The sequence below is a fragment of the Aminobacterium thunnarium genome, from assembly GCF_055390565.1.
Genome location: NZ_AP042412.1, coordinates 721,109 through 740,588 on the forward strand (window position 1 = coordinate 721,109; position 19,480 = coordinate 740,588).

A 19,480-nucleotide genomic window follows, 5' to 3' on the forward strand; every position below is an offset into this window, starting at 1 on the left:
TTATTATAAGGGTCTTTCTTGGCCTTTGGGAGGATTATATTGTGAATATAAAAAAGATGTTAGCAGTAGCAAGGGGAGAATTAGCAGCTGACGTAGTTATCAAGAATGCGAAAGTAGCAAATGTCTTTTCTCTTGAATTTGAGAAAAAGGATGTAGCCATTTACGATGGTTATATTGTTGGTATTGGTACAGGATATTATGGAAAAGAGGAAGTCGACGCGAAGAATGCCGTGCTTGCTCCCGGTTTTATTGAAGGTCATTGTCATATAGAGAGTACCATGCTTACTCCCGCAGGCTTTGCTGAAATGGTTTTACCTCGGGGAACAACAACCGTTATTGCTGATCCCCATGAAATAGCCAATACATGTGGCATGGAGGGACTTTCATTTATGTATGAGGAGTCACTTCATTTACCCCTAGACATTTTTTTGACGGCACCTTCGTGTGTTCCCGCCTCACCCTTTGAAACTCCTCGCGAGGAACTTGACGCTTTGGCTATAAAAAGGACTTACGAAGAGGGTTGGTGTACTACTCTTGGAGAAGTGATGAACTATCCTGCTGTTATACATGGTGATGCAGAAATGTGGGGAAAAATATTTGCATCTTGGGATGTAGTGCGAAGTGGTCATGCTCCAGGAGTAACAGGGAAGGAGTTGTGCGCTTATTTGTTAAGTGGGTGCTCCAGTGATCATGAAAGTTCGACGAAAGAAGAGGGGTTGGAAAAACTTAGACGCGGAATGTGGCTCATGATCCGCCAAGGTGCAACAGAACATAACTTAGAAGAGTTACTACCTCTTATTAAGGAAAATGAAGCACGCTCTTCATGCGCTATGTTTGTGAGCGATGACTTAACTGCAAATCATCTTCAGACAAAAGGACATTTAGACGAAACACTTCGTCTTTCTATAAAAAAGGGTCTTTCCCCTCTTGTTGCTCTTCGGATGGTAACACTTTCTCCTGCCCGTTATTTTAGACTTTTTGACCGAGGGGCAGTTGCTCCTGGCTATATTGCCGATCTCGTGTTATTAGATTCTCTTGAAACATGTAATGTTATCAATGTTTGGAAAAAGGGGAAAAAAGTGGTTGAAAACAGAGAATTACTTGGAGCGCCCTTTAAACGTGAACATAATTATCCTCAAAGTAGCGAAGTCTTCCATATCCCTACAGTGGAAGATATTTCCATAGAACCTTCCGGTAATAAAAAGATCAGGCTTATTGGTTTTAGAAGGGGACAAGTTGTTACTACACATCTAATTGAAAATCCTACAATCACAAATGGAAAAGTTACTGCGGATAAGAAGAGGGATATTGCAAAAATAGTTGTTGTCGATAAAAATAGCGATAGTCGACGTTTCTTTACCGGTTTCGTGAAGGGATTTGATCTTAAAAAAGGAGCACTTGCCTCTTCAGTTGCTCATGACGCTCATAATTTTATTGCTGCTGGAATGGACGATATATCTATAATAACGGCCTTGAGAGAGCTTCGAAATTTAGGCGGAGGTTTAGTCGTGGCGTCAGGGGATCAGATTTTGGCTTCACTTCCTTTGCCAGTAGGGGGACTTATGAGCGATTCAACAGCTTCCGATGTTATACTTGCTATTGAAGATGTAGAAAAAGCAGCAGAAACTTTGGGGACTTCAATTACACATCCTTTTATGGCTATGAGTTTCCTTTCTCTTAGCGTTATCCCAGAACTTAAAATTACAGATCAGGGATATGTGGACTTGAACAGAGGGGGCTGTATGTCACTTTTTGTGGAAGATGAGCACTATAACTAAGATAGGAAGCAAGGGGGCCCATGCAATCCACCATCCCACGTAGAGTAAAAGATATAGAGCCATACAGAGAAGTCCCGCGGCAAAAAAGGCCCATGTAAGAATAATGAAACCTTTTTTCCCTGTTCTGAATGCAATGGCTCCAAAGGGGATGGTAAGAATAAGCATTGCTACTACCATAATGAGAAGAACTTTGGCTTGAATCAATGCAAAACTGAAAGAGTCGAACATGAATAAAAACCCCCTAAAAAGTTTTCTTCTTGAGTATATAGCTTTTTTTATCTATTGACATTCTCTTTAAGAGATGGTTTCCTGAATAAGATTTTAAAAAATAATCAACTCTCTTCTTGACATGTCGGAATCCTCTGCTAGTATATTTACCGGCATTCATACTGGGGTGTAGCCAAGTCGGCAAGGCGGCGGACTTTGGATCCGTGATCGCTGGTTCGAATCCAGCCACCCCAGCCATCTGATATTACAAGAAGGGGGACCTTAGGTTCCCCCTCTTTTGTGTTTGATTATAGATAGAATGAAGGTGATGGGGAAAGTGTTTGATCGTCGAACGGTAGGCGTTTTGATTCTCGCTGCAGGTAAGGGAACGAGAATGAAAAGTAACCTCCCAAAAGTTCTTCAGCCTGTTCTTGAAGAGCCCCTCCTTTTTTATCCTCTTCAGGCAGCTCTAGCGGCTGGTTTGGAGAATAGAGCAGTAGTTATTGGTCATGGCGGAGATGCTGTGCAGACTTATATAAGTGCCATGAGTCCTGAAGTTCGGGTGATATGGCAGCATGACCAGTTAGGAACAGGGCATGCTGTGCAAATATCGAAGGAATGGTGGAACTCTTTTTCAGATATTCTTGTTATTCCTGGTGATGCACCTCTCCTAAAGAGTGAAATTCTTATTGATTTGGTCAAAGCGCATATAGATTCCCCAGCTTCTTGTACTTTCGCTAGTTTTATTACAGAGACTCCTGCAGGGTATGGTCGAGTAGTAAGAGATTCAAACGCACTTTCTATCGTGGAAGAAAAAGATGCCTCAGAAGAACAGAAAAAAATACGGGAAGTGAATAGCGGCATATATATTTTCAGAACTCCCGATCTCCTTTCAAATATTGACTCTCTTGCTAACGATAATGTGCAGGGGGAGTATTATTTGCCTGATGTTGTTGGGCTTATGTATGAGCAGGGCAAGAGCGTAGAGGCTCTTTGTTTTGATAACGGTACAGATTTTCAAGGGGTTAACAACCCTCTTCAGCTTGCTGAAGCTACTTCTATTTTGAAGCAAAGAATTTTAAATCATTGGATGAGCCAGGGTGTAAAATGTGCTGATCCTTCTTCTGTTTTCATCGGACCTCGGGTCAGGCTAGAGGGAGATATATGGCTTGATCCTTTCGTTCAACTTTATGGGAATACTGAAATAGGTGACGGTACTCACATAGGGAGTCATTCTCTTGTTCGCAATACTGTAATAGGTAAAAGTGTTGATATTATTAATTTTGTTTCTATAATTGCAAGTGAAATAGAAGACCATGCTACAATTGGTCCATTCTCCTTTATAAGAGATAATGCTCATATAGGAGAGGGAGCCTTTGTTGGTAAATTTGTGGAAATTAAAAAAAGCTCAATTGGTTCAGGAAGCAAGGTTCCGCATCTGTCTTATATAGGAGATGCAACCATTGGCAACCATGTGAACATAGGTGCAGGAACAATAACTTGTAATTACGATGGTGTTGCGAAAAATCCAACACACATTGGTGATAGGTGCTTTGTAGGAAGCGATACCATGCTTGTTGCGCCAGTGTCTCTTGGTGATGACTCCTTTACAGCAGCAGGATCTGTTATAACCGATGACGTTCCTGAAGGGGCCCTTGCCATTGCTCGAGCCAGACAGAAAAATATAGAGGGCTGGGTTTTGCGCCGCAAAGGCAGCAATCAAGAAGGGGGTAAGGAGTGATGGGTTCCAGTTCCAGGGAACTGAAGATTTTTTCGGGAACAGCCCATCCGGAATTCGCCAAAAGAATTTGCGCGGAACTGGGTGTGGAATTATCCCGTGCTAAACATTTTCGCTTTTCCGATGGAGAGCTAGGGCTTTCTATTGAAGAAAGTGTACGCGGAGCAGATGTTTATGTGGTGCAACCTACATGTAATCCCGTTAATGAGCATCTTATGCAGCTTTTTATTATGCTTGATGCTTTAAAGCGTGCATCTGCCTATCGAATCAATGTCGTAACTCCGTATTTTGGATATGCTCGGCAAGATCGAAAGACAAAGGCAAGAGATCCAATATCTGCCAAACTTGTAGCAAATCTTATGGAACATAGTGGAGCTTCTCGTCTGATAACTGCAGATTTACATGCAGGACAGATTCAGGGCTTTTTCGATATTCCCGTTGATCATTTGACAGGGGTTCCTCTTTTGGCGAATTATTTCAAGGAAAACTTCCCCAGTGAGATAAAAAGAGACGAAGTGGTCGTAGTCGCTCCTGATGTAGGTGGAGTTGTTCGCGCACGTCGTTTTGCTGTAACTTTAAATGCTGATCTTGCTATAGTAGATAAACGTCGTTCCCATGACGTGGCTAATCTTTGCGAAGTAATGGAAATTATAGGAGATGTAGAAGGTAAAGTAGCCATACTCATTGACGATATCATAGATACTGCAGGAACTATCTGTAATGCAGCTGCTGCTTTAAAAGAGCGTGGAGCTCAGAAAGTTTATGCTTGTGCAACTCATGGAGTTCTTTCCGGGCCAGCTATTGAGAGGCTGGAAAAAGCTGATATAGATAGTGTTATTTTAGCTGACACAATTCCATTGCCTGAAAACAAAAAGTTGGATAAAATTACACAGCTATCTATTGCTCCGTTATTTGCGGAAGCAATAGCTCGAGTGCACAGTGACAGATCCGTTAGCAGTTTATTCAGTTAATAATGTGCTTTCGGTAGCATTTGTTTTTCTAAAAGGAGGATGTTTGTAGATGGCTGAGTTCGTAAAGATAGCTCTTGAAGAGAGAAGTGAGAAGGGGAAAGAAGCCGTCAAGAAGCTGAGACCCACCGGCTATGTCCCAGCAGTATTTTATGGTCCCGAATATAAGGATTCTATTACTGCAAAAGTGAAGGTTTCAGAAGTGGCACCATTGATTCGTTCCGGTCACTGGGAGACTATTCGTATTCTTGCAACCCTTCCCGACGGTAAGGAAGAAATGTGCCTCATGAGAGAAGTGCAGAAGAATATTATTACCCAAGATGTAATGCACATTGATTTTATCCAGCTTGTTAAGGGACGTAAGGTTGCTGTTAATGTTCCTGTCTTGCTTGAAGGTAAAGAGGCTTGCGCTGCTCTTAAACAGGGAGCTGTTCTTGAACAGACATTGTATGAAATTGAAATGGACGTATTGCCAATAGAGATTCCAGATTCTGTGGTTCTTAATGTTTCTGGCTTGAAAGTTGGCGATAGTTTCTTAGTCAAAGACCTTTCACTTCCTGAGAGTGCTGAGATTGTTATTGATCCGGAAGAGATGGTAGTTTCTGTCGCATTACCTCAGATTGAAACTGAGACTGAGGAAGAAGAAGAGGAAACCGCAGCTGGAGAAGTAGAGGTCGTGGCGAAAGGAAAGGCCAAGGAGGAAGAAGAGGAGTAGTTTCTCTTGCGACTTATTGTAGGTCTTGGTAATCCTGGCGTTGAATACGCTTTAACTCGTCATAACGTAGGCTGGATGATTCTCGATCGTTTTATTGATTCTCATTCGCTAGGTGCTCCTTCTTTGAAATTTGATGGTATGGTATGGGGCCCTGAGTTCATCTGTGGCGAAAAATGTATTTTCTTGAAACCTCTTACCTACATGAATCTTAGTGGTAAATCTGTTGGGCAGGTTTGTAGATTTTACAAAATTGAGCCTGAAGATGTACTCGTGGTAAGTGATGATGTTGCGCTTCCTTTTGGAAAATTGCGATTGAGAACAAAAGGTTCTGCGGGTGGACATAATGGCCTTGCATCGATTTTAGGAGCTCTTCAAACATTGAACGTTCCGCGTCTTAGGGTAGGAGTCGGTGCTGTTCCCATGGGGAGAGACATGATATCCTGGGTAATCGGAACCTTCCCGTCAGAAGAGCGATCTTTACTTCCTGACGTTTTGGATGAGGCTGTAAATGCAGTAGAGCTGTGGCTTAAAGAAGAAATTCAATCAGCTATGAGCCTGATTAATGCTAAGAAGGAACGGACAGGGAAAGATGATAATTAAATGGCGAGACCGATGTCTCGCCATTTTTATTATGATAACAAGGATTGATACTTATAAAATTATCAAATATGGAGAAAAAAGAACCAGAAGGATTACTTTGGAATATTAAAGAATATCTTTGGAAAAAGGGTGGACATATCCATCTTCCTATAGATGGAGCTTCTCGTGCATGGGTTGTTGGTCGTAATACGCCACCTCTTCTTGTTGTGCTGCCTGATCAAAGACAGGCTGAAGATTTTATCTCAGATTACGAAAACCTTTGGCAAGGCGAAAGTGCAGAACTTTTATATGAATTGCCATTGACAGTAGAGGGGATACGCAATAAACCTCTCTATCTTCAACGGGGAGAGGTTTTATCTTCGTGGGAGAAAAAGGGCGGAATACTGGCCACAACTCCTGGTGGCTTGCTCTCTCCTTTCCTTATAGGAGACGGACTATTCCATTTGAAACGAAATTCGAATTATATTCGTAGCCGCCTTCTTTCATGGTTGGAAAATGCTGGATATGAGCGAGTTGATCTTGTCTGGAGTCCAGGACAGTATGTCGTGAGGGGATTTATCGTTGATATTTATGATCCGGCATATGCTTTGCCCATCCGGGTTGAGTTTTTCGATGAGGAAATAGAGAGTATTCGCTCTTTCCACCCTCAGAGTCAAACAAGCGTTTCTGAACTTGAAGAGATTGAAATTCATAGTATAAAGACAGCTAGAAAAAAGGTGTTGGAAGATATCCTCCCCTCCTCGTGCAAAGTTATTCTTTTCGAGCCTTCTCTCATAGAAAATAAAGCTGAATCATATCGATGGTTGTGGGAAGATCTTCGACATGAAGGGGATATCCCATCTTTGCCATCATGGCCTGATTTTGTCATTTCTACTTTATCTGCAAAATCTAAAGTTAGAATTAGTACGACTATTGCTCGTTCTGAAGAGTCGTTTGATATACAAGAATGTCCTCACTTTAGAGGGGATATAGAAAAGTTTAAGTGGACATGTACATATTGGCGTAAAGAGTCATATTCTATCCATCTTGTTTCTTCTGGGACATCGCTACAAAATGATAAAGAAATACAATCGCATGTCATCTTTCATAAAGGAGCTCTCTCTAAAGGTTTTATAGATGTATCTCGTAAAGAGGTATGGATATCAGATTATGAGATAGCGGGTGTTACAGTATCAAGAAGCGCTAAACCCTGGCGAGCCCTCCCACTTGATTGGAAAGAGAGATTAATAGAGAACCAATTAGTTATCCACGAAGATTATGGAGTTGCTGTTTATAGAGGTGTTGAGGAGATAATTTCAGGGGAAGAGAAGCTTGATTCTCTTGTTCTTGAATTTGCAAATAAGCAAAGACTACTTGTTCCATTTGTGCAGGTTCATAAAATTTCTCCTTTGCACGAAGAAGCAACGGCAGATGCTGTTCTCGATTCCTTACGCGGAACGCGATGGAAAAAGAGCCTGGAAAGAACGAAAGAGCGAATTCAGGAAGAGGTTAAGACTCTTATTCGCCTCTATGCTCGAAGAGAGTTGCTAAAAGGATACGCCTTCCCACCAAACACAGAAATGTATAGGCATTTTGTGGAGGCTTTCACATATGTTGAGACTTCTGATCAGTTGCAAGCTGAAAAAGACATTTGTGAGGATATGGAAAGTCCGTATCCTATGGATAGGTTGTTAGTTGGGGATGTGGGTTTTGGTAAAACAGAAGTAGCCATGCGTGCTGCTTTTAAAGCAGCTGAAGCTGGTAAACAAGTGGTTGTGCTTGTTCCAACAACTATATTAGCTCAACAACACTACCATACATTTCGAAGTCGTATGGCTGGTTTCCCCTTGCGAATTGAGGTTTTATCCCGTTTTATATCTTCTTCGAAGCAGAAAAAGATTTTGGAAGATACGAAAAATGGACGTGTAGATATACTTATCGGAACACAGCGGCTTCTTCAAAAAGATATAGAATTTGCTGATCTAGGCCTTCTCATTGTTGATGAAGAACATCGATTTGGAGTTATGCATAAAGAAAAGCTAAAAGAGACAAGAGAAGGAATTGACGTTTTAACTCTTTCAGCTACACCTATCCCAAGAACCCTCTCTTTGTCGTTACGTGGTTTGAGAAGCTTCTCTGTTATCTCGACCCCGCCTTATAATAGACTTCCTGTATTGACTATGGTGGGTCCAAGACGGAAAGATGTTATGGAGAGAGCTGTTTTACGAGAATTAAATAGAGGCGGTCAGGTGTTTTTTGTCTCTAATCGAATTAACCGTTTGAAAAATATATTTGTAGAACTAAAACATATGTTTCCCGATGCAAAAATTGGAATCGCACACGGTCAATTGGCTGAGCGCGATCTTGAAATAACGATGTTGGATTTTTACAATGGAAACTTGGATATTTTAGTCTGTACGACAATAGTTGAAAGTGGACTTGATATTCCACGAGCCAATACTTTGATAGTGGATAATGCGCAAGAATTAGGTTTGGCACAAATGTATCAACTTCGAGGCAGAGTAGGACGCCGAGAAGAGGGAGCATACGCTTTTTTCCTTTATCCGGAAAATGTTCCTCTTCAAAAAGAAACCGCCGAGCGTTTTGAAGCGATTTCGGCTTTTTCCGACATTGGCTCAGGCTATAATTTGGCCCTCCAGGATTTGAAAATAAGAGGTAGTGGAGATCTTGTCGGTGTGACTCAGCATGGACAAGGAGAACATATGGGCTACCATTTATATTACAAAATGCTTGAAGAAGAAATTGCTAGAGTAAGAGGCGAACTTTTCCTTGAGACTCCAGTTGATAGTGAACTTACAGGAGCGATTCCGTCTAGTTATATTCCTCAGGAAAATATTCGTATTACATTGTATAGACGATTGTTGAAAAATAGTACCTGGCAGGAATTAGAAGAGTTGCGGAAGGAAATTCGCGATAGGTTTGGCCCATTACCAGATGCACTTGCCTATCTTATTAATACAGCAATTGTGCGAAATTGTGGATCGTTTGTTGGAATAACGTCTATAGTTTCTGGATTAGATCAAACTGTGATTATGTTTAAAAAAGAGGATTTATATTCTAAACTGAAAAATATAAAGGGATGGATAAAAACGATTGATCGTATAGTAGGTCCAGGCGGCTATAAAGGTATGAGTAATGCGGCTAACGCTATTCAATCGCTTTTATCGACAAAGCTGGATATGGAGGGTAAAAAATGAGTACAACAGTAAATGCCGACCTTGAACGGCTTGTATCTATAATGGCCCGACTTCGAGCTCCAGAAGGATGTCCGTGGGATAGAGAGCAGACTTTCGAAACTCTTAGAAGTCACATAATTGAAGAAGCATACGAACTTGTAGATGCTATTTCTCAGCAAGATATAGACGAAATGAAGGAAGAAGCGGGAGACGTTTTGCTTCAAATTGTTTTTGTAGCACAATTGGCGAGAGAACAGGGTTTTTTTGATATAAAAGATGTAATATCCGAAATTTGTGATAAGCTCATACGAAGGCATCCGCATGTTTTTGGTGAAGTGGAAGTAAATGGGAGTGCTGATGTTCTTGCTAATTGGGAAAAGATTAAGGTTAAAGAAAAATCCTTAAAGAAGCGAGAAGATAAGTCTGTTCTCGCTGGCATCCCAGAAAGTTTGCCCCCACTTCTGAAGGCATATCGTATTCAGGCAAAAGTTTCTCATGTAGGTTTTGATTGGGAAAAAGGAGATATAAAGCCAGTTACAGATAAAATAAAAGAAGAGCTAAGCGAAGTAGAGGCAGCTGTGAACCAAGAGGAACAAGAGAGAGTGGAAGAAGAGTTAGGGGATTTATTTTTTGCTGTAGTAAACCTTTCTCGACATTTGGGAGTCAATCCTGATATTGCGCTTCAAAGAGCCAATAAAAAATTCGAAGAGAGGTTTCGCCAGGTAGAAAAAATGGTTCATCAAGAGGGAAGAGAGTGGGAAGATTATCAACTAAAAGACCTTGATTGTTTTTGGAATGAAGCAAAACGATCTGAGTCTTCCTTTGGACAGTCGAAAAAAACTTGCGACTCATCATTACAGTAATGGAGGCTGTGAATGATCATGAAAGAAGGAAATAATAAGAACGCTGTCAAAAGTGATAAGAAGGAAAAAACGTCCAGGATTGCCAAAATTGAGAATTTGAACGTGGCAAAAGTTGGCATTACTGAGACTGCTTTGCGAGATGCTCACCAATCTCTCATGGCGACGAGGATGCGTATTGAGGATATGCTTCCTGTTGCAGAAATGATGGATGAAATTGGCTACCATTCCCTAGAAGTTTGGGGTGGGGCGACCTTTGATTCTTGTATGCGGTTTCTCGACGAAGACCCTTGGGAAAGATTGCGCGTACTTCGTAAAATGTTTAAAAAGACGAAACTTCAAATGCTTCTTCGAGGCCAGAACGTTGTAGGGTATAGGCACTATGCTGACGATACCGTAAGAGAATTTGTGAAAAGAGCCGTTGGTAATGGCCTTGATATTATACGTATTTTTGATGCTCTCAACGATTTGCGTAACATGGAAGTTGCCGCTGATCAGGTGAAAAAAGAGGGTGCTCATTTGCAGCTTACAATTTCTTATACTCTCTCGCCTGTCCACACGCTTTCTGCCTTTGCAGATCTTGCTGCTAAGATGAAGGGAATGGGTGCTGATTCCATTTGTATCAAAGATATGGCAGGCCTTTTAAGCCCTGTAGATGCGGCTAAATTGGTGAAAGCTATTAAGAAAAAAGCAGGTCTTCCTGTGCAGGTTCACTCACACTATACGAGTGGAATGGCTTCCATGTCTTATCTTGCTGCTATTGAAGCGGGAGCGGATGTTGTAGATTGTGCTATATCTCCATTTTCGATGGGAACGAGTCAGCCTCCTACAGAGTCTCTTGTTGCGGCACTTGCCGGCGGAGAGTATGACACTGGCCTTAAATTAGAAAAACTTGTACCTATTGCCACCCACTTTAAAGAAGTTCGTGAAAAATATAAGGACATCTTTGTAAAATTGGCAGGCGTAGATATTAATGTACTTATATATCAGATCCCAGGCGGAATGTATTCTAATCTTGTCAATCAGTTGCGGGAACAGAATGCATTGAACAGGTTAGAAGAAGTTTTGCAGGAAGTTCCTCGCGTGAGAAAAGAGATGGGATATCCTCCCCTTGTTACTCCGACAAGTCAGATAGTAGGAACACAGGCTACTCTAAATGTTCTGGTTGGTGAGCGATGGAAGATTATTCCTAAAGAAGTTCGTAATTACTTCCTTGGGTTCTATGGTAAACCGCCAGCAGAAGTGGATTCAGACATTAAGAAAAAGGCTGTAGGGGATGAAGAGCCCATTACCTGCCGTCCAGGAGAGAAAATAGCTCCTGAAATGGAAGCGGCTAAAAAAGCTGTGGAACCTTGGGCTCTACAACCGGAAGATGCCCTTTCTTATGTCTTATTCCCGGCAGTGGCCAAGGATTTTCTCATGAAAAAATACGCAAAAAAAACGAAAAGAGACATAGGTCTTGAAACGTTGGTTGATGGAGCTGGATACCCAGTCTAAAGAAATACGAGGTATTACAAATATATGAGTGAGAATCATTTAAGAGCAACGGAAGAAAATTCTTTTTCTAAAATGCTAACTATTTCTGACCAAGACGTAATGGCCCGTCTTGCAGGAAATAATGACGAGAATTTTCAAGCTATTGAAGAACGCTTTCCTGTACGCCTTGTTGTACGAGGAGAACAAATAACTATTCAAGGCCCAGATAAAGATGTTATAGAGACCGTATATGGGTACCTTGAAGAGCTTTTTAAAGTAGCAAAACATGGTCATCAGATTCTCGCAGCTGATGTGAGATATGGTATGGATATGATCGCAATAGAGGGGAAGGCAAATCTTGCCCCCCTCTATAATGATATTATATGCACAACGGCGAGAGGAAAACCTGTTCGTCCAAAAACCGGCGGGCAAAAAGCATATATTGAGGCAATGCGTACCCATGATATAGTTTTTTCTATCGGACCGGCTGGAACGGGGAAAACCTATCTTGCTGTTTGTCAGGCAGTTGCCATGTTGAAAGCGGGAACGATAAGTCGTATCGTTTTAGTTAGGCCAGCTGTAGAAGCAGGAGAAAGTCTCGGTTATTTGCCAGGAGATTTAAGAGAAAAGGTTGCGCCTTATGTTCGTCCTCTTTATGATGCTTTTTACGATCTTTTTTCGCCGGAACGTTTTTTACGTTATATTGATAAAAGTGTTATAGAGATAGCTCCTTTGGCTTATATGCGGGGGCGAACTCTTAATGATAGTTTTATCATTCTCGACGAAGCACAAAATACGACACCCGAACAAATGAAGATGTTTTTAACACGCCTTGGTTTTGGCTCTAAAGCTGTTATTACTGGAGATATTACTCAGATAGATCTTCCTTCGGGAAAAAAGTCAGGATTGATTCAGGTGAGAGATATATTAGAAGGTGTTGAAGGAATAGCCTTTTTAGAACTTACTAATCATGATGTAGTGCGTCATGAGATAGTTCAGCGTGTTGTCAGAGCATATGAAGAGTATGAGCAACGGAATAAGTAGTTTTAAATTTCTTAAAAAATTGAAGCGTTTGAAATCACGGTTAATGGAAGGAGAAGGAACTGTACGTCTCTATTCTGTTATTTTGCTTGTCCTTTTTGCTGTAATGCTTCTTTCTGTTAGATGGTTTTTTGATGAAGGAAGATATGGTTTTGTAGAAGGACATCCTGCCCCTCGTTCTTATCTTACCATTTCTCCCATGAAATATGTTGATGAAGATAAAACGAAATTGTTGCGTGATCGTGTTCAGAACACCATATCCGGTGTTCTTGTTCGTGATTCTGACGCGCTTAATTCAATGACAACGCAATTTAAAATGTTGGAGGCCGGTGATCTTGAAGGGGCTATGATTTCCAAAGATCTTATAACCCTTCTAAATCAGTTGCCCAAAACAAAAAAGGAGACGGCATTAAACGCGGTTGCGAAAATAGGGTTTAACATCCTTTTAAAAGAAAACAATGCGGATACTTTTAGCAATCCGACGCCTGAAGCTCTTTGGTTGGAAATTGAATCCCTCGATTTGCCTATGGACTTAAATAATTTAATATATCAACTTCTAGAAGATGTGCTTCGACCTGCCGTAAAAGTAGACGAGGAATTAACGCAGAATCTACGAAGTGACCTTGCTTCTAGTTTGAAGCCTATCGAACAATATCTAAAAGTAGGCGATGTTATTGTTGAGAAGGGAGAAATTATTACTCCCCAGCTTGCTCGCATCCTTCTTTCGCAAGGATATTTACAACAGCATTTCCCATGGAAAATTTTTACTCTTTCTTTTCTTCTTATACTGTGTTGGCCTTTTTGGATTCGCTTGCCTGCTTTTGCTTCAGGAGGGCAAAACTATGACCTCAATGAAATCTATATAGCGTGTGTTGTTGGTGCTTATTGGTTTGCTGAGTATATTTCAGGCCTTTTAGGGGCGCGAGGAGTTGCTATCGTTACCCTTACGGGATGGGCCTATCTTGTACTGCCCTTTTCTTTAGGATTTCAGGTTATCTTTGGTGCCTCTATTATTGCGTCAATACTCATGTCAGCTTTTTCTACCTCTGAAATTGTGCTTGTCAGTTTTATGGGGCTTACTGCAGCTATGACAGGACGCTTCTTCTTTAGAGATGTGCATTCGAGAAGTCACTTATGGAGGCAACTTTTTATTGCAGGCCTTCTTCCTGTTTTTGCGGGAATATTTGCACGATGGGCGATTTCATTGGAATTAACGTGGCAGGTCTTTTTGATCTCATGCTTGGCAGAAGCCTTGTGGGGAACGGTGGTTATTGCCTTTCTTCCTATATGGGAAAATTTCTTTGATATCATGTCTCCTTTGCGTCTTATGGAGCTTTCGTATCCCACTCAGCCTTTACTCAAAAAACTTCAAATAGAGGCCCCTGGAACATATCATCACTCGCTTATGGTTGGGACTTTAGCAGAAACTGCGGCTGATAGGTTGGGTATGAATGCGTATCTTATAAGGGCTGGTGCTTATTACCATGATATAGGGAAATTACGTCGACCTCATTTCTTTGTGGAAAACCAGATGGAAGGGGAAAATATTCATGACGAGCTGACCCCATCCCTTTCTGCGCTAGTTATTATTGCACACGTAAGGGAAGGTCTTGAAATAGCCAATGAATATCATTTGCCCGCGAAATTACGTCAATTTATAGCTGAACACCATGGTACAACGTGTCTTTCTTATTTTTACCGTAAATCAAATTCGCAAGGTGAAAAATTACCACGAGAGCAGTTTTGTTATCCAGGCCCTCGTCCCTCATGCAGAGAGACGGCACTATTAATGCTAGCGGATTCAGTTGAAGCTGCTGTTCGCGCAGATAGAAAAAATATATCTGGAATACAAGACTTGGAAAAAGTGATATCAGGAGTTATTGATTCCAAGGTTGCGGAAGGCCAGCTTGATAACGTAGATTTTACTTTAAAAGATTTATCGGAGATTAAGGAAGCCTTGATTTATGCATTGCAATCAGTTTATCATGGTCGTAAAGTAAAAGAAATTCAATCCTCAGAAGAAGAGGATAAAAAGGATACCACTTCTGAGCTGACTCAGGAGAATCTAAAAAATGAAAATTAACAGGAGGCGTAACACGTGAAGGTTCATTTATGTCTTGACAATATTGATGAAGGAGAATCTGAAAGTAGTAAGGCCCTTAGAAAATTAGAGGGCCGCGAGGAAATATTGGAGAGGGTTGTCAACCATCTCTTCCCGGAAAAGTATGATGACCAAGAGGCTGAAGTTTCTATTTCTATTGTTTCCCCATCAGAAATGCAAGAAAAGAACAGGGAATATCGCGAAATAGACGAACCAACAGATGTCCTTTCTTTCCCTATGTGGGAAGAAAATGGAGAGTTTCTCCCTCCTCAAGGATGGGATATTCTGCCATTAGGGGATATCCTCATTTGTGAAGAAATTGTTAGGGAAAATGCCAGCCAAAACAATGTGTCGTTTATTGAAGAACTTTATTTAATGGTGGCACATGGATTCCTTCACCTTTTAGGATTGGATCATGACACGGAAGAAAAAAAAGAAGCAATGTGGAACCTTCAATTTAGAATTCGCGAAAATTGGTGTTCTGAACAGAGACAGGGTGTTTCCCCTATAGAAGGAGGACTGATTCTCTAGTGGATATTCCTCTGTCTGCCATGAGATATGGTTTCTTTCTTCTGTTTTTGCTACTCCTTTCTGCGTTTTTTAGTAGTGCAGAAACAGCGATAACAGCAGCGGGAAGGGGAAAGTTGCTTGCGTTGCAAGAACGCCATCCATTTCAACGTCGTTTTTTCCAATGGTTAGTGGGAGATACACAACGTGCTCTTACTATTACTCTTGTTTCAAACAACCTTGTTAATATAGCAGCGAGTGCTGTAGCAACTTCATTGGCAATTATCTTGTTCGGTCATAAAGGTGTTTTTGGTGCAGTTATCATTATGACTGTGGTCATTGTCATTTTTGGTGAAATTTTGCCAAAAAGTATAGCTATTATAAAATCAGAATCAATTCTGCTTGTCACTCTTCCTATATTGCGTTTCCTTGGTCTGATCTTCGCACCTTTCATATGGATCATGAATCATTTTGTGCGGATGATAGGCCTTCTTTTTGGAGTGGATTTAAAGACGCAACATCCCTTTGTGACAAGAGAAGAAATAGAACAAATGGTTAATATTGGAGAAGCATCTGGTGCTCTCGAAGCAGTGGAGCGCAAGATGATTCATGGTATTATCTCTTTCGAAGAGACTCGTGTCTATGAGATTATGATTCCAAGGACAGACATGAACGCTATTGCCAGTAACGCAACAATAGGAGAATCAGTTAGCATTTTTCAGGAGTTCGGACATTCCAGAGTTCCCGTATACGGAGAAAGCCTCGATGATATTGAAGGAATTCTCTATGTGAAAGATACCATCCCGTATCTTTATTCAGGAATGAGTGAAGAGCCTGTTTCCAAACTTAAGAGAGATGCTCTCTTCGTGCCTGAAACAATGAAAATTGTAGATGTGTTTAATATTATGAAAAATAGACATGTCCATATGGCCATAGTTGTCGATGAATATGGGGGAACAGCAGGTCTCGTTACGCTGGAAGATCTTCTTGAAGAGATAGTTGGTGAAATACAAGACGAATACGATTCAGAAACTGCGCCCGTATTAAAAGAGACGGGTGGCAACTATCTTGTCCAGGCAAATGTAAGTTTAGAAGATCTTAGTGAAATATTGAATTACTCGTTTGAATCAGAAGATGCAGAAAGTGTCGGTGGTCTTATTCTCGCTTTAACCGGAGGCTTCCCTGAAAAAGGTGCCATTCTTCAATATGGGAAATGGGAGATAGAGGTTCTTGATGTGGAAGATCACCGCATAAAACTTTTGAGGTTTCATGAGGTATTAAAAGATGACATCCAAGAAGATGACGAATAATATAAATTCTCCCTGGCCTTCTCTTGCCGTTACTCCTGAGCTTCTTATGGGGGCGGCGAGGGAGGTCCAGTTTTTTTCATATTCTCCCTACTCACATTTTGCTGTGGGAGCAGCTTTGCTTTTAAGTGACGATAACATAATCACTGGATGTAATGTAGAAAATTCTTCTTACAGCCTTACTCTTTGCGCAGAAAGAAGCACAATTGTACAGATGGTTGCTCGCGGAGAAAAATCCCCCCTTGCGCTTGCCGTTGTAGGGACAAAGGGAAAACCTTGTTATCCATGTGGAGCGTGCCGTCAAGTGTTGTGGGAGTTTAATCCTGAAATGATTCTGGTGTTTGAAAATGGAGAAAACAAGCTGCAGATAGTTTCGTTACGCGAACTTTTCCCTTATCCTTTTGGCAGAGAGGACTTACAAGACTAATGGAAGAAATGGATTTTAAATTTGGGATAGTACCTATTGTAGGGCGTCCTAACGTAGGAAAATCTTCTCTATTAAATGCTATTCTTACGTATAAGGTATCTATTGTTTCAGAGAAACCTCAAACAACGAGAAATGCCATACATGGAATTTATAATGAACCTGGACTTCAAATTGTTTTTACAGATACTCCTGGGATTCATAAGCCAAGGCATAAATTAGGCGAAGCCTTAGTAACCGCAGCTATACGTTCTCTCGAAAATGCTGATTTGATCCTCTATGTAGTAGAGGCAGAGGATAGCAAACTTTCCCCAGAAGACGAACGAATTGTAGATATTCTTAAAGAAGTTACTACGCCTATTTTACTTGTCATCAACAAAGCTGACAGGGTACAAGAAAGTAAAAAAAGGCTTAACAAGGTGATATCTATCTTTCAAGAAATGTTGCCTTTTGCAGAGGTCTTGGGAGTCTCAGCAAAAAAAGGGTATAATATAGAACGTCTTGTACAAACTATTAAAAAAAGGCTACCTGAAGGCTTCCCGTGGTATGACGAAGAGGTTCTTACTGATAGTCCTGAGCGTTTTTTAGCTGGAGAGATAATCAGAGAAAAGGTTTTACGCCTGACTCATGAAGAGGTTCCACATAGTTTGGCTGTAGAGATAGAAGAGTATAAGAGTCCTGATGAATACCCGGAGAGAGATGTCCTTTATATACGTGCGAATCTTGTTGTAGAGAGAGATGGTCAAAAGACGATCATTATAGGAAAAAAGGGACGTAAAATAAAAGAAATAGGAAGCTATGCCCGTGCTGATCTGGAGAAAATGACAGGCCATAAGGTTTTTCTTGATCTCTGGGTTAAAGTTCGCCCAGGATGGCGGCAGTCAGAAAGTGAACTTCGGAGGATGGGATATACAGGAAGGTGATACTATCGCTGTGGATTTTTTAACGCAAGGCCTTTTTTCTAGTTCTGGAATAGTTTTGCGTCGCACAATAAGTGCTGAAGGCGATATGTCTTTACAACTTTTTTTAAAAAAGATAGGGCCAGTTTGGGCTCAAGCACCAGGTTCGGCTCGAGGACGAGTTCGATTTGGCGGCGCCACAGAACCTCTCACATGGGGTTCTTTTAACCTTTATAAGGGGCCTAAGCGTTTTTATGTCAAATCTATTGATATTAAAGACGATATGTGGAAATTGCGTCTTGATGCGCAAAAACTTTCTGTTGGATTGCAATGGAATAGGCTGATTGCTCGTTATACATGTTCTGGAATTGCAGAAGATAGTTTGCTTGCCTTACTATATTGGACGATGCGTTCTTTGAGTGATGGAGTAGATCCCCTTTTGCTTTCGTGGCGTCTTTTATGGAGATGGCTGCATATTCGTGGGGAAGCTCCAGATTTGTTTTCTTGTGAGCAATGTGGTAAAGAACTTACATCCGAAGCTTTTTGGTCAGAAACAGGGTTACTTTGTTCTCGTTGTTCCAATAAAGTGGGTGGAGTTGTTCCTTATAATGATTTGAAAGCTCTCCAGGTGGCGGCGTTGATTTCTCGTAAAAGTCTGCCTGCTCAGGAATTTTCAATGGAGGGCGTTTTTTTAAAGGCTCAAATAGAGCGGTTGAAATTTCTTTTAGAAAAAAATAATTAGAAAATTAAATATACAGGAAGAAATGCAGGGTTCGTTGAAAGGGAGGTCTTTGGTGTGAACTTTCAAGAAATTATTTTTCGCCTTGAGCGTTTTTGGGCTGAACAGGGATGTGTCATTCAGCAACCGTATGATATAGAGGTAGGTGCAGGTACTATGAACCCTGCAACTGCTTTACGGGTGCTTGGCCCAGAACCGTGGAAAGTAGCATATGTCGAGCCTTCAAGAAGACCGACAGATGGACGTTATGGAGAAAATCCGAACAGGTTACAACATTATTATCAGTATCAGGTTATTGTTCAGCCGGCGCCAGATAATATACAGGAGATATATCTTGCCAGTCTTGGTGCTTTAGGTATAGAGCCTGAGGAACATGATATACGCTTTGTTGAAGATGACTGGGAATCCCCGACAGTTGGTGCATGGGGACTAGGATGGGAAGTATGGCTTGATGGAATGGAAGTTACTCAGTTCACCTATTTCCAGCAAGTTGGTGGCGTAGACATGGCTCTTGTTCCGGCAGAATTGACTTATGGAATTGAGCGGATCGCCATGTTTGTTCAAAAAGTTGAGAATGTATATGACCTTGCCTGGGTCAACGATGTAACGTATGGAGATATCCACCACTGGGATGAAGTGGAATTTTCCCATTATAATTTCGAAATAGCTGATACAGATATGCTTTTTAAACTTTTCGCTATGTATGAGGCTGAAGCGAATCATATTCTTGCTAAAGGATACATTCTCCCTGCTTATGACTATGTCTTGAAATGTTCTCATACCTTCAACCTTCTTGATGCGCGAAATGCCATCAGTGTAACAGAGCGTACCGGCTATATTTCTCGTATACGGACATTGGCAAGTCGTTGCTGTGAAGAGTACGCAGCAAAACGGGAAGAAATGAACTATCCCTTTATGAATAAATTCTCTCGTTAGGTTTAGGA

17 protein-coding genes and 1 tRNA gene are annotated in these 19,480 nt (G+C 41.1%); 17 read left to right on the forward strand and 1 reads right to left on the reverse strand.

What is annotated here, in order from left to right:
• Window positions 1-41 precede the first annotated feature (41 nt).
• Window positions 42-1,778 carry an adenine deaminase gene (ade, locus tag ACZ5GY_RS03545; protein ID WP_464111999.1) on the forward strand — a complete coding sequence of 579 codons (1,737 nt, stop codon included), beginning with the start codon at window positions 42-44 and terminating at the stop codon, window positions 1,776-1,778.
• Here ade and ACZ5GY_RS03550 read toward each other — a convergent pair.
• Window positions 1,746-2,006: a hypothetical protein gene (locus ACZ5GY_RS03550; RefSeq protein WP_213690683.1), complete on the reverse strand. Its 261-nt coding sequence runs from the start codon at window positions 2,004-2,006 to the stop codon at window positions 1,746-1,748. The genes ade and ACZ5GY_RS03550 overlap by 33 nt on opposite strands.
• Before the next feature lie 162 nt (window positions 2,007-2,168).
• On the opposite strand from ACZ5GY_RS03550, the gene ACZ5GY_RS03555 reads away from it, so the two are divergent.
• The 16 genes from ACZ5GY_RS03555 to glyQ all read left to right on the forward strand — a co-directional run bounded on the left by ACZ5GY_RS03555 (window position 2,169) and on the right by glyQ (window position 19,472).
• Window positions 2,169-2,243 (forward strand) — tRNA-Gln (locus tag ACZ5GY_RS03555).
• Window positions 2,244-2,289: 46 nt separating this feature from the next.
• On the forward strand, window positions 2,290-3,726 hold the full coding sequence (gene glmU, locus ACZ5GY_RS03560; RefSeq protein ID WP_464112000.1) for a bifunctional UDP-N-acetylglucosamine diphosphorylase/glucosamine-1-phosphate N-acetyltransferase GlmU: 1,437 nt from the start codon (window positions 2,290-2,292) through the stop codon (window positions 3,724-3,726).
• Window positions 3,726-4,694: a ribose-phosphate diphosphokinase gene (locus ACZ5GY_RS03565; protein ID WP_213690702.1), complete on the forward strand. Its 969-nt coding sequence runs from the start codon at window positions 3,726-3,728 to the stop codon at window positions 4,692-4,694. The genes glmU and ACZ5GY_RS03565 overlap by 1 nt, the downstream gene beginning before the upstream one ends.
• A gap of 49 nt (window positions 4,695-4,743) precedes the next feature.
• The gene (locus ACZ5GY_RS03570) at window positions 4,744-5,406 is read left to right on the forward strand and encodes a 50S ribosomal protein L25 (RefSeq protein ID WP_213690685.1); all 663 of its coding nucleotides are present in this window, start codon (window positions 4,744-4,746) and stop codon (window positions 5,404-5,406) included.
• 6 nt (window positions 5,407-5,412) lie between these two features.
• Window positions 5,413-6,006, forward strand: coding sequence for an aminoacyl-tRNA hydrolase (pth, locus tag ACZ5GY_RS03575; protein ID WP_213690686.1), 594 nt, complete (start codon window positions 5,413-5,415; stop codon window positions 6,004-6,006).
• Between the two features lie 68 nt (window positions 6,007-6,074).
• Window positions 6,075-9,203: a DEAD/DEAH box helicase gene (locus ACZ5GY_RS03580; RefSeq protein ID WP_213699419.1), complete on the forward strand. Its 3,129-nt coding sequence runs from the start codon at window positions 6,075-6,077 to the stop codon at window positions 9,201-9,203.
• The gene (gene mazG, locus ACZ5GY_RS03585; protein ID WP_213690688.1) at window positions 9,200-10,045 is read left to right on the forward strand and encodes a nucleoside triphosphate pyrophosphohydrolase; all 846 of its coding nucleotides are present in this window, start codon (window positions 9,200-9,202) and stop codon (window positions 10,043-10,045) included. The genes ACZ5GY_RS03580 and mazG overlap by 4 nt, the downstream gene beginning before the upstream one ends.
• 12 nt (window positions 10,046-10,057) lie before the next feature.
• A complete protein-coding gene (locus ACZ5GY_RS03590) occupies window positions 10,058-11,539 on the forward strand; it encodes a pyruvate carboxylase subunit B (RefSeq protein WP_464112001.1) in 1,482 nt (493 codons plus the stop codon).
• Between the two features lie 24 nt (window positions 11,540-11,563).
• A complete protein-coding gene (locus tag ACZ5GY_RS03595; protein WP_213690689.1) occupies window positions 11,564-12,562 on the forward strand; it encodes a PhoH family protein in 999 nt (332 codons plus the stop codon).
• Entirely contained in the window at window positions 12,543-14,642 is a 2,100-nt protein-coding gene (locus tag ACZ5GY_RS03600) for an HD family phosphohydrolase (protein WP_464112002.1), read from the forward strand. Before ACZ5GY_RS03595 ends, ACZ5GY_RS03600 begins: the two co-directional genes overlap by 20 nt.
• 15 nt (window positions 14,643-14,657) lie before the next feature.
• Window positions 14,658-15,191, forward strand: coding sequence for an rRNA maturation RNase YbeY (gene ybeY, locus ACZ5GY_RS03605; RefSeq protein WP_213690691.1), 534 nt, complete (start codon window positions 14,658-14,660; stop codon window positions 15,189-15,191).
• Entirely contained in the window at window positions 15,191-16,477 is a 1,287-nt protein-coding gene (locus tag ACZ5GY_RS03610) for a hemolysin family protein (RefSeq protein ID WP_307879461.1), read from the forward strand. The genes ybeY and ACZ5GY_RS03610 overlap by 1 nt, the downstream gene beginning before the upstream one ends.
• Window positions 16,452-16,901: a cytidine deaminase gene (locus tag ACZ5GY_RS03615; protein ID WP_213690692.1), complete on the forward strand. Its 450-nt coding sequence runs from the start codon at window positions 16,452-16,454 to the stop codon at window positions 16,899-16,901. The genes ACZ5GY_RS03610 and ACZ5GY_RS03615 overlap by 26 nt, the downstream gene beginning before the upstream one ends.
• An 8-nt stretch (window positions 16,902-16,909) precedes the next feature.
• Window positions 16,910-17,821, forward strand: a complete 912-nt coding sequence (era, locus tag ACZ5GY_RS03620; protein ID WP_464112003.1) for a GTPase Era — start codon at window positions 16,910-16,912, stop codon at window positions 17,819-17,821.
• A complete protein-coding gene (recO, locus tag ACZ5GY_RS03625; RefSeq protein ID WP_213690694.1) occupies window positions 17,787-18,539 on the forward strand; it encodes a DNA repair protein RecO in 753 nt (250 codons plus the stop codon). The genes era and recO overlap by 35 nt, the downstream gene beginning before the upstream one ends.
• A gap of 54 nt (window positions 18,540-18,593) precedes the next feature.
• Entirely contained in the window at window positions 18,594-19,472 is an 879-nt protein-coding gene (gene glyQ, locus ACZ5GY_RS03630) for a glycine--tRNA ligase subunit alpha (protein ID WP_213690695.1), read from the forward strand.
• The last annotated feature ends 8 nt before the right edge of the window (window positions 19,473-19,480 follow it).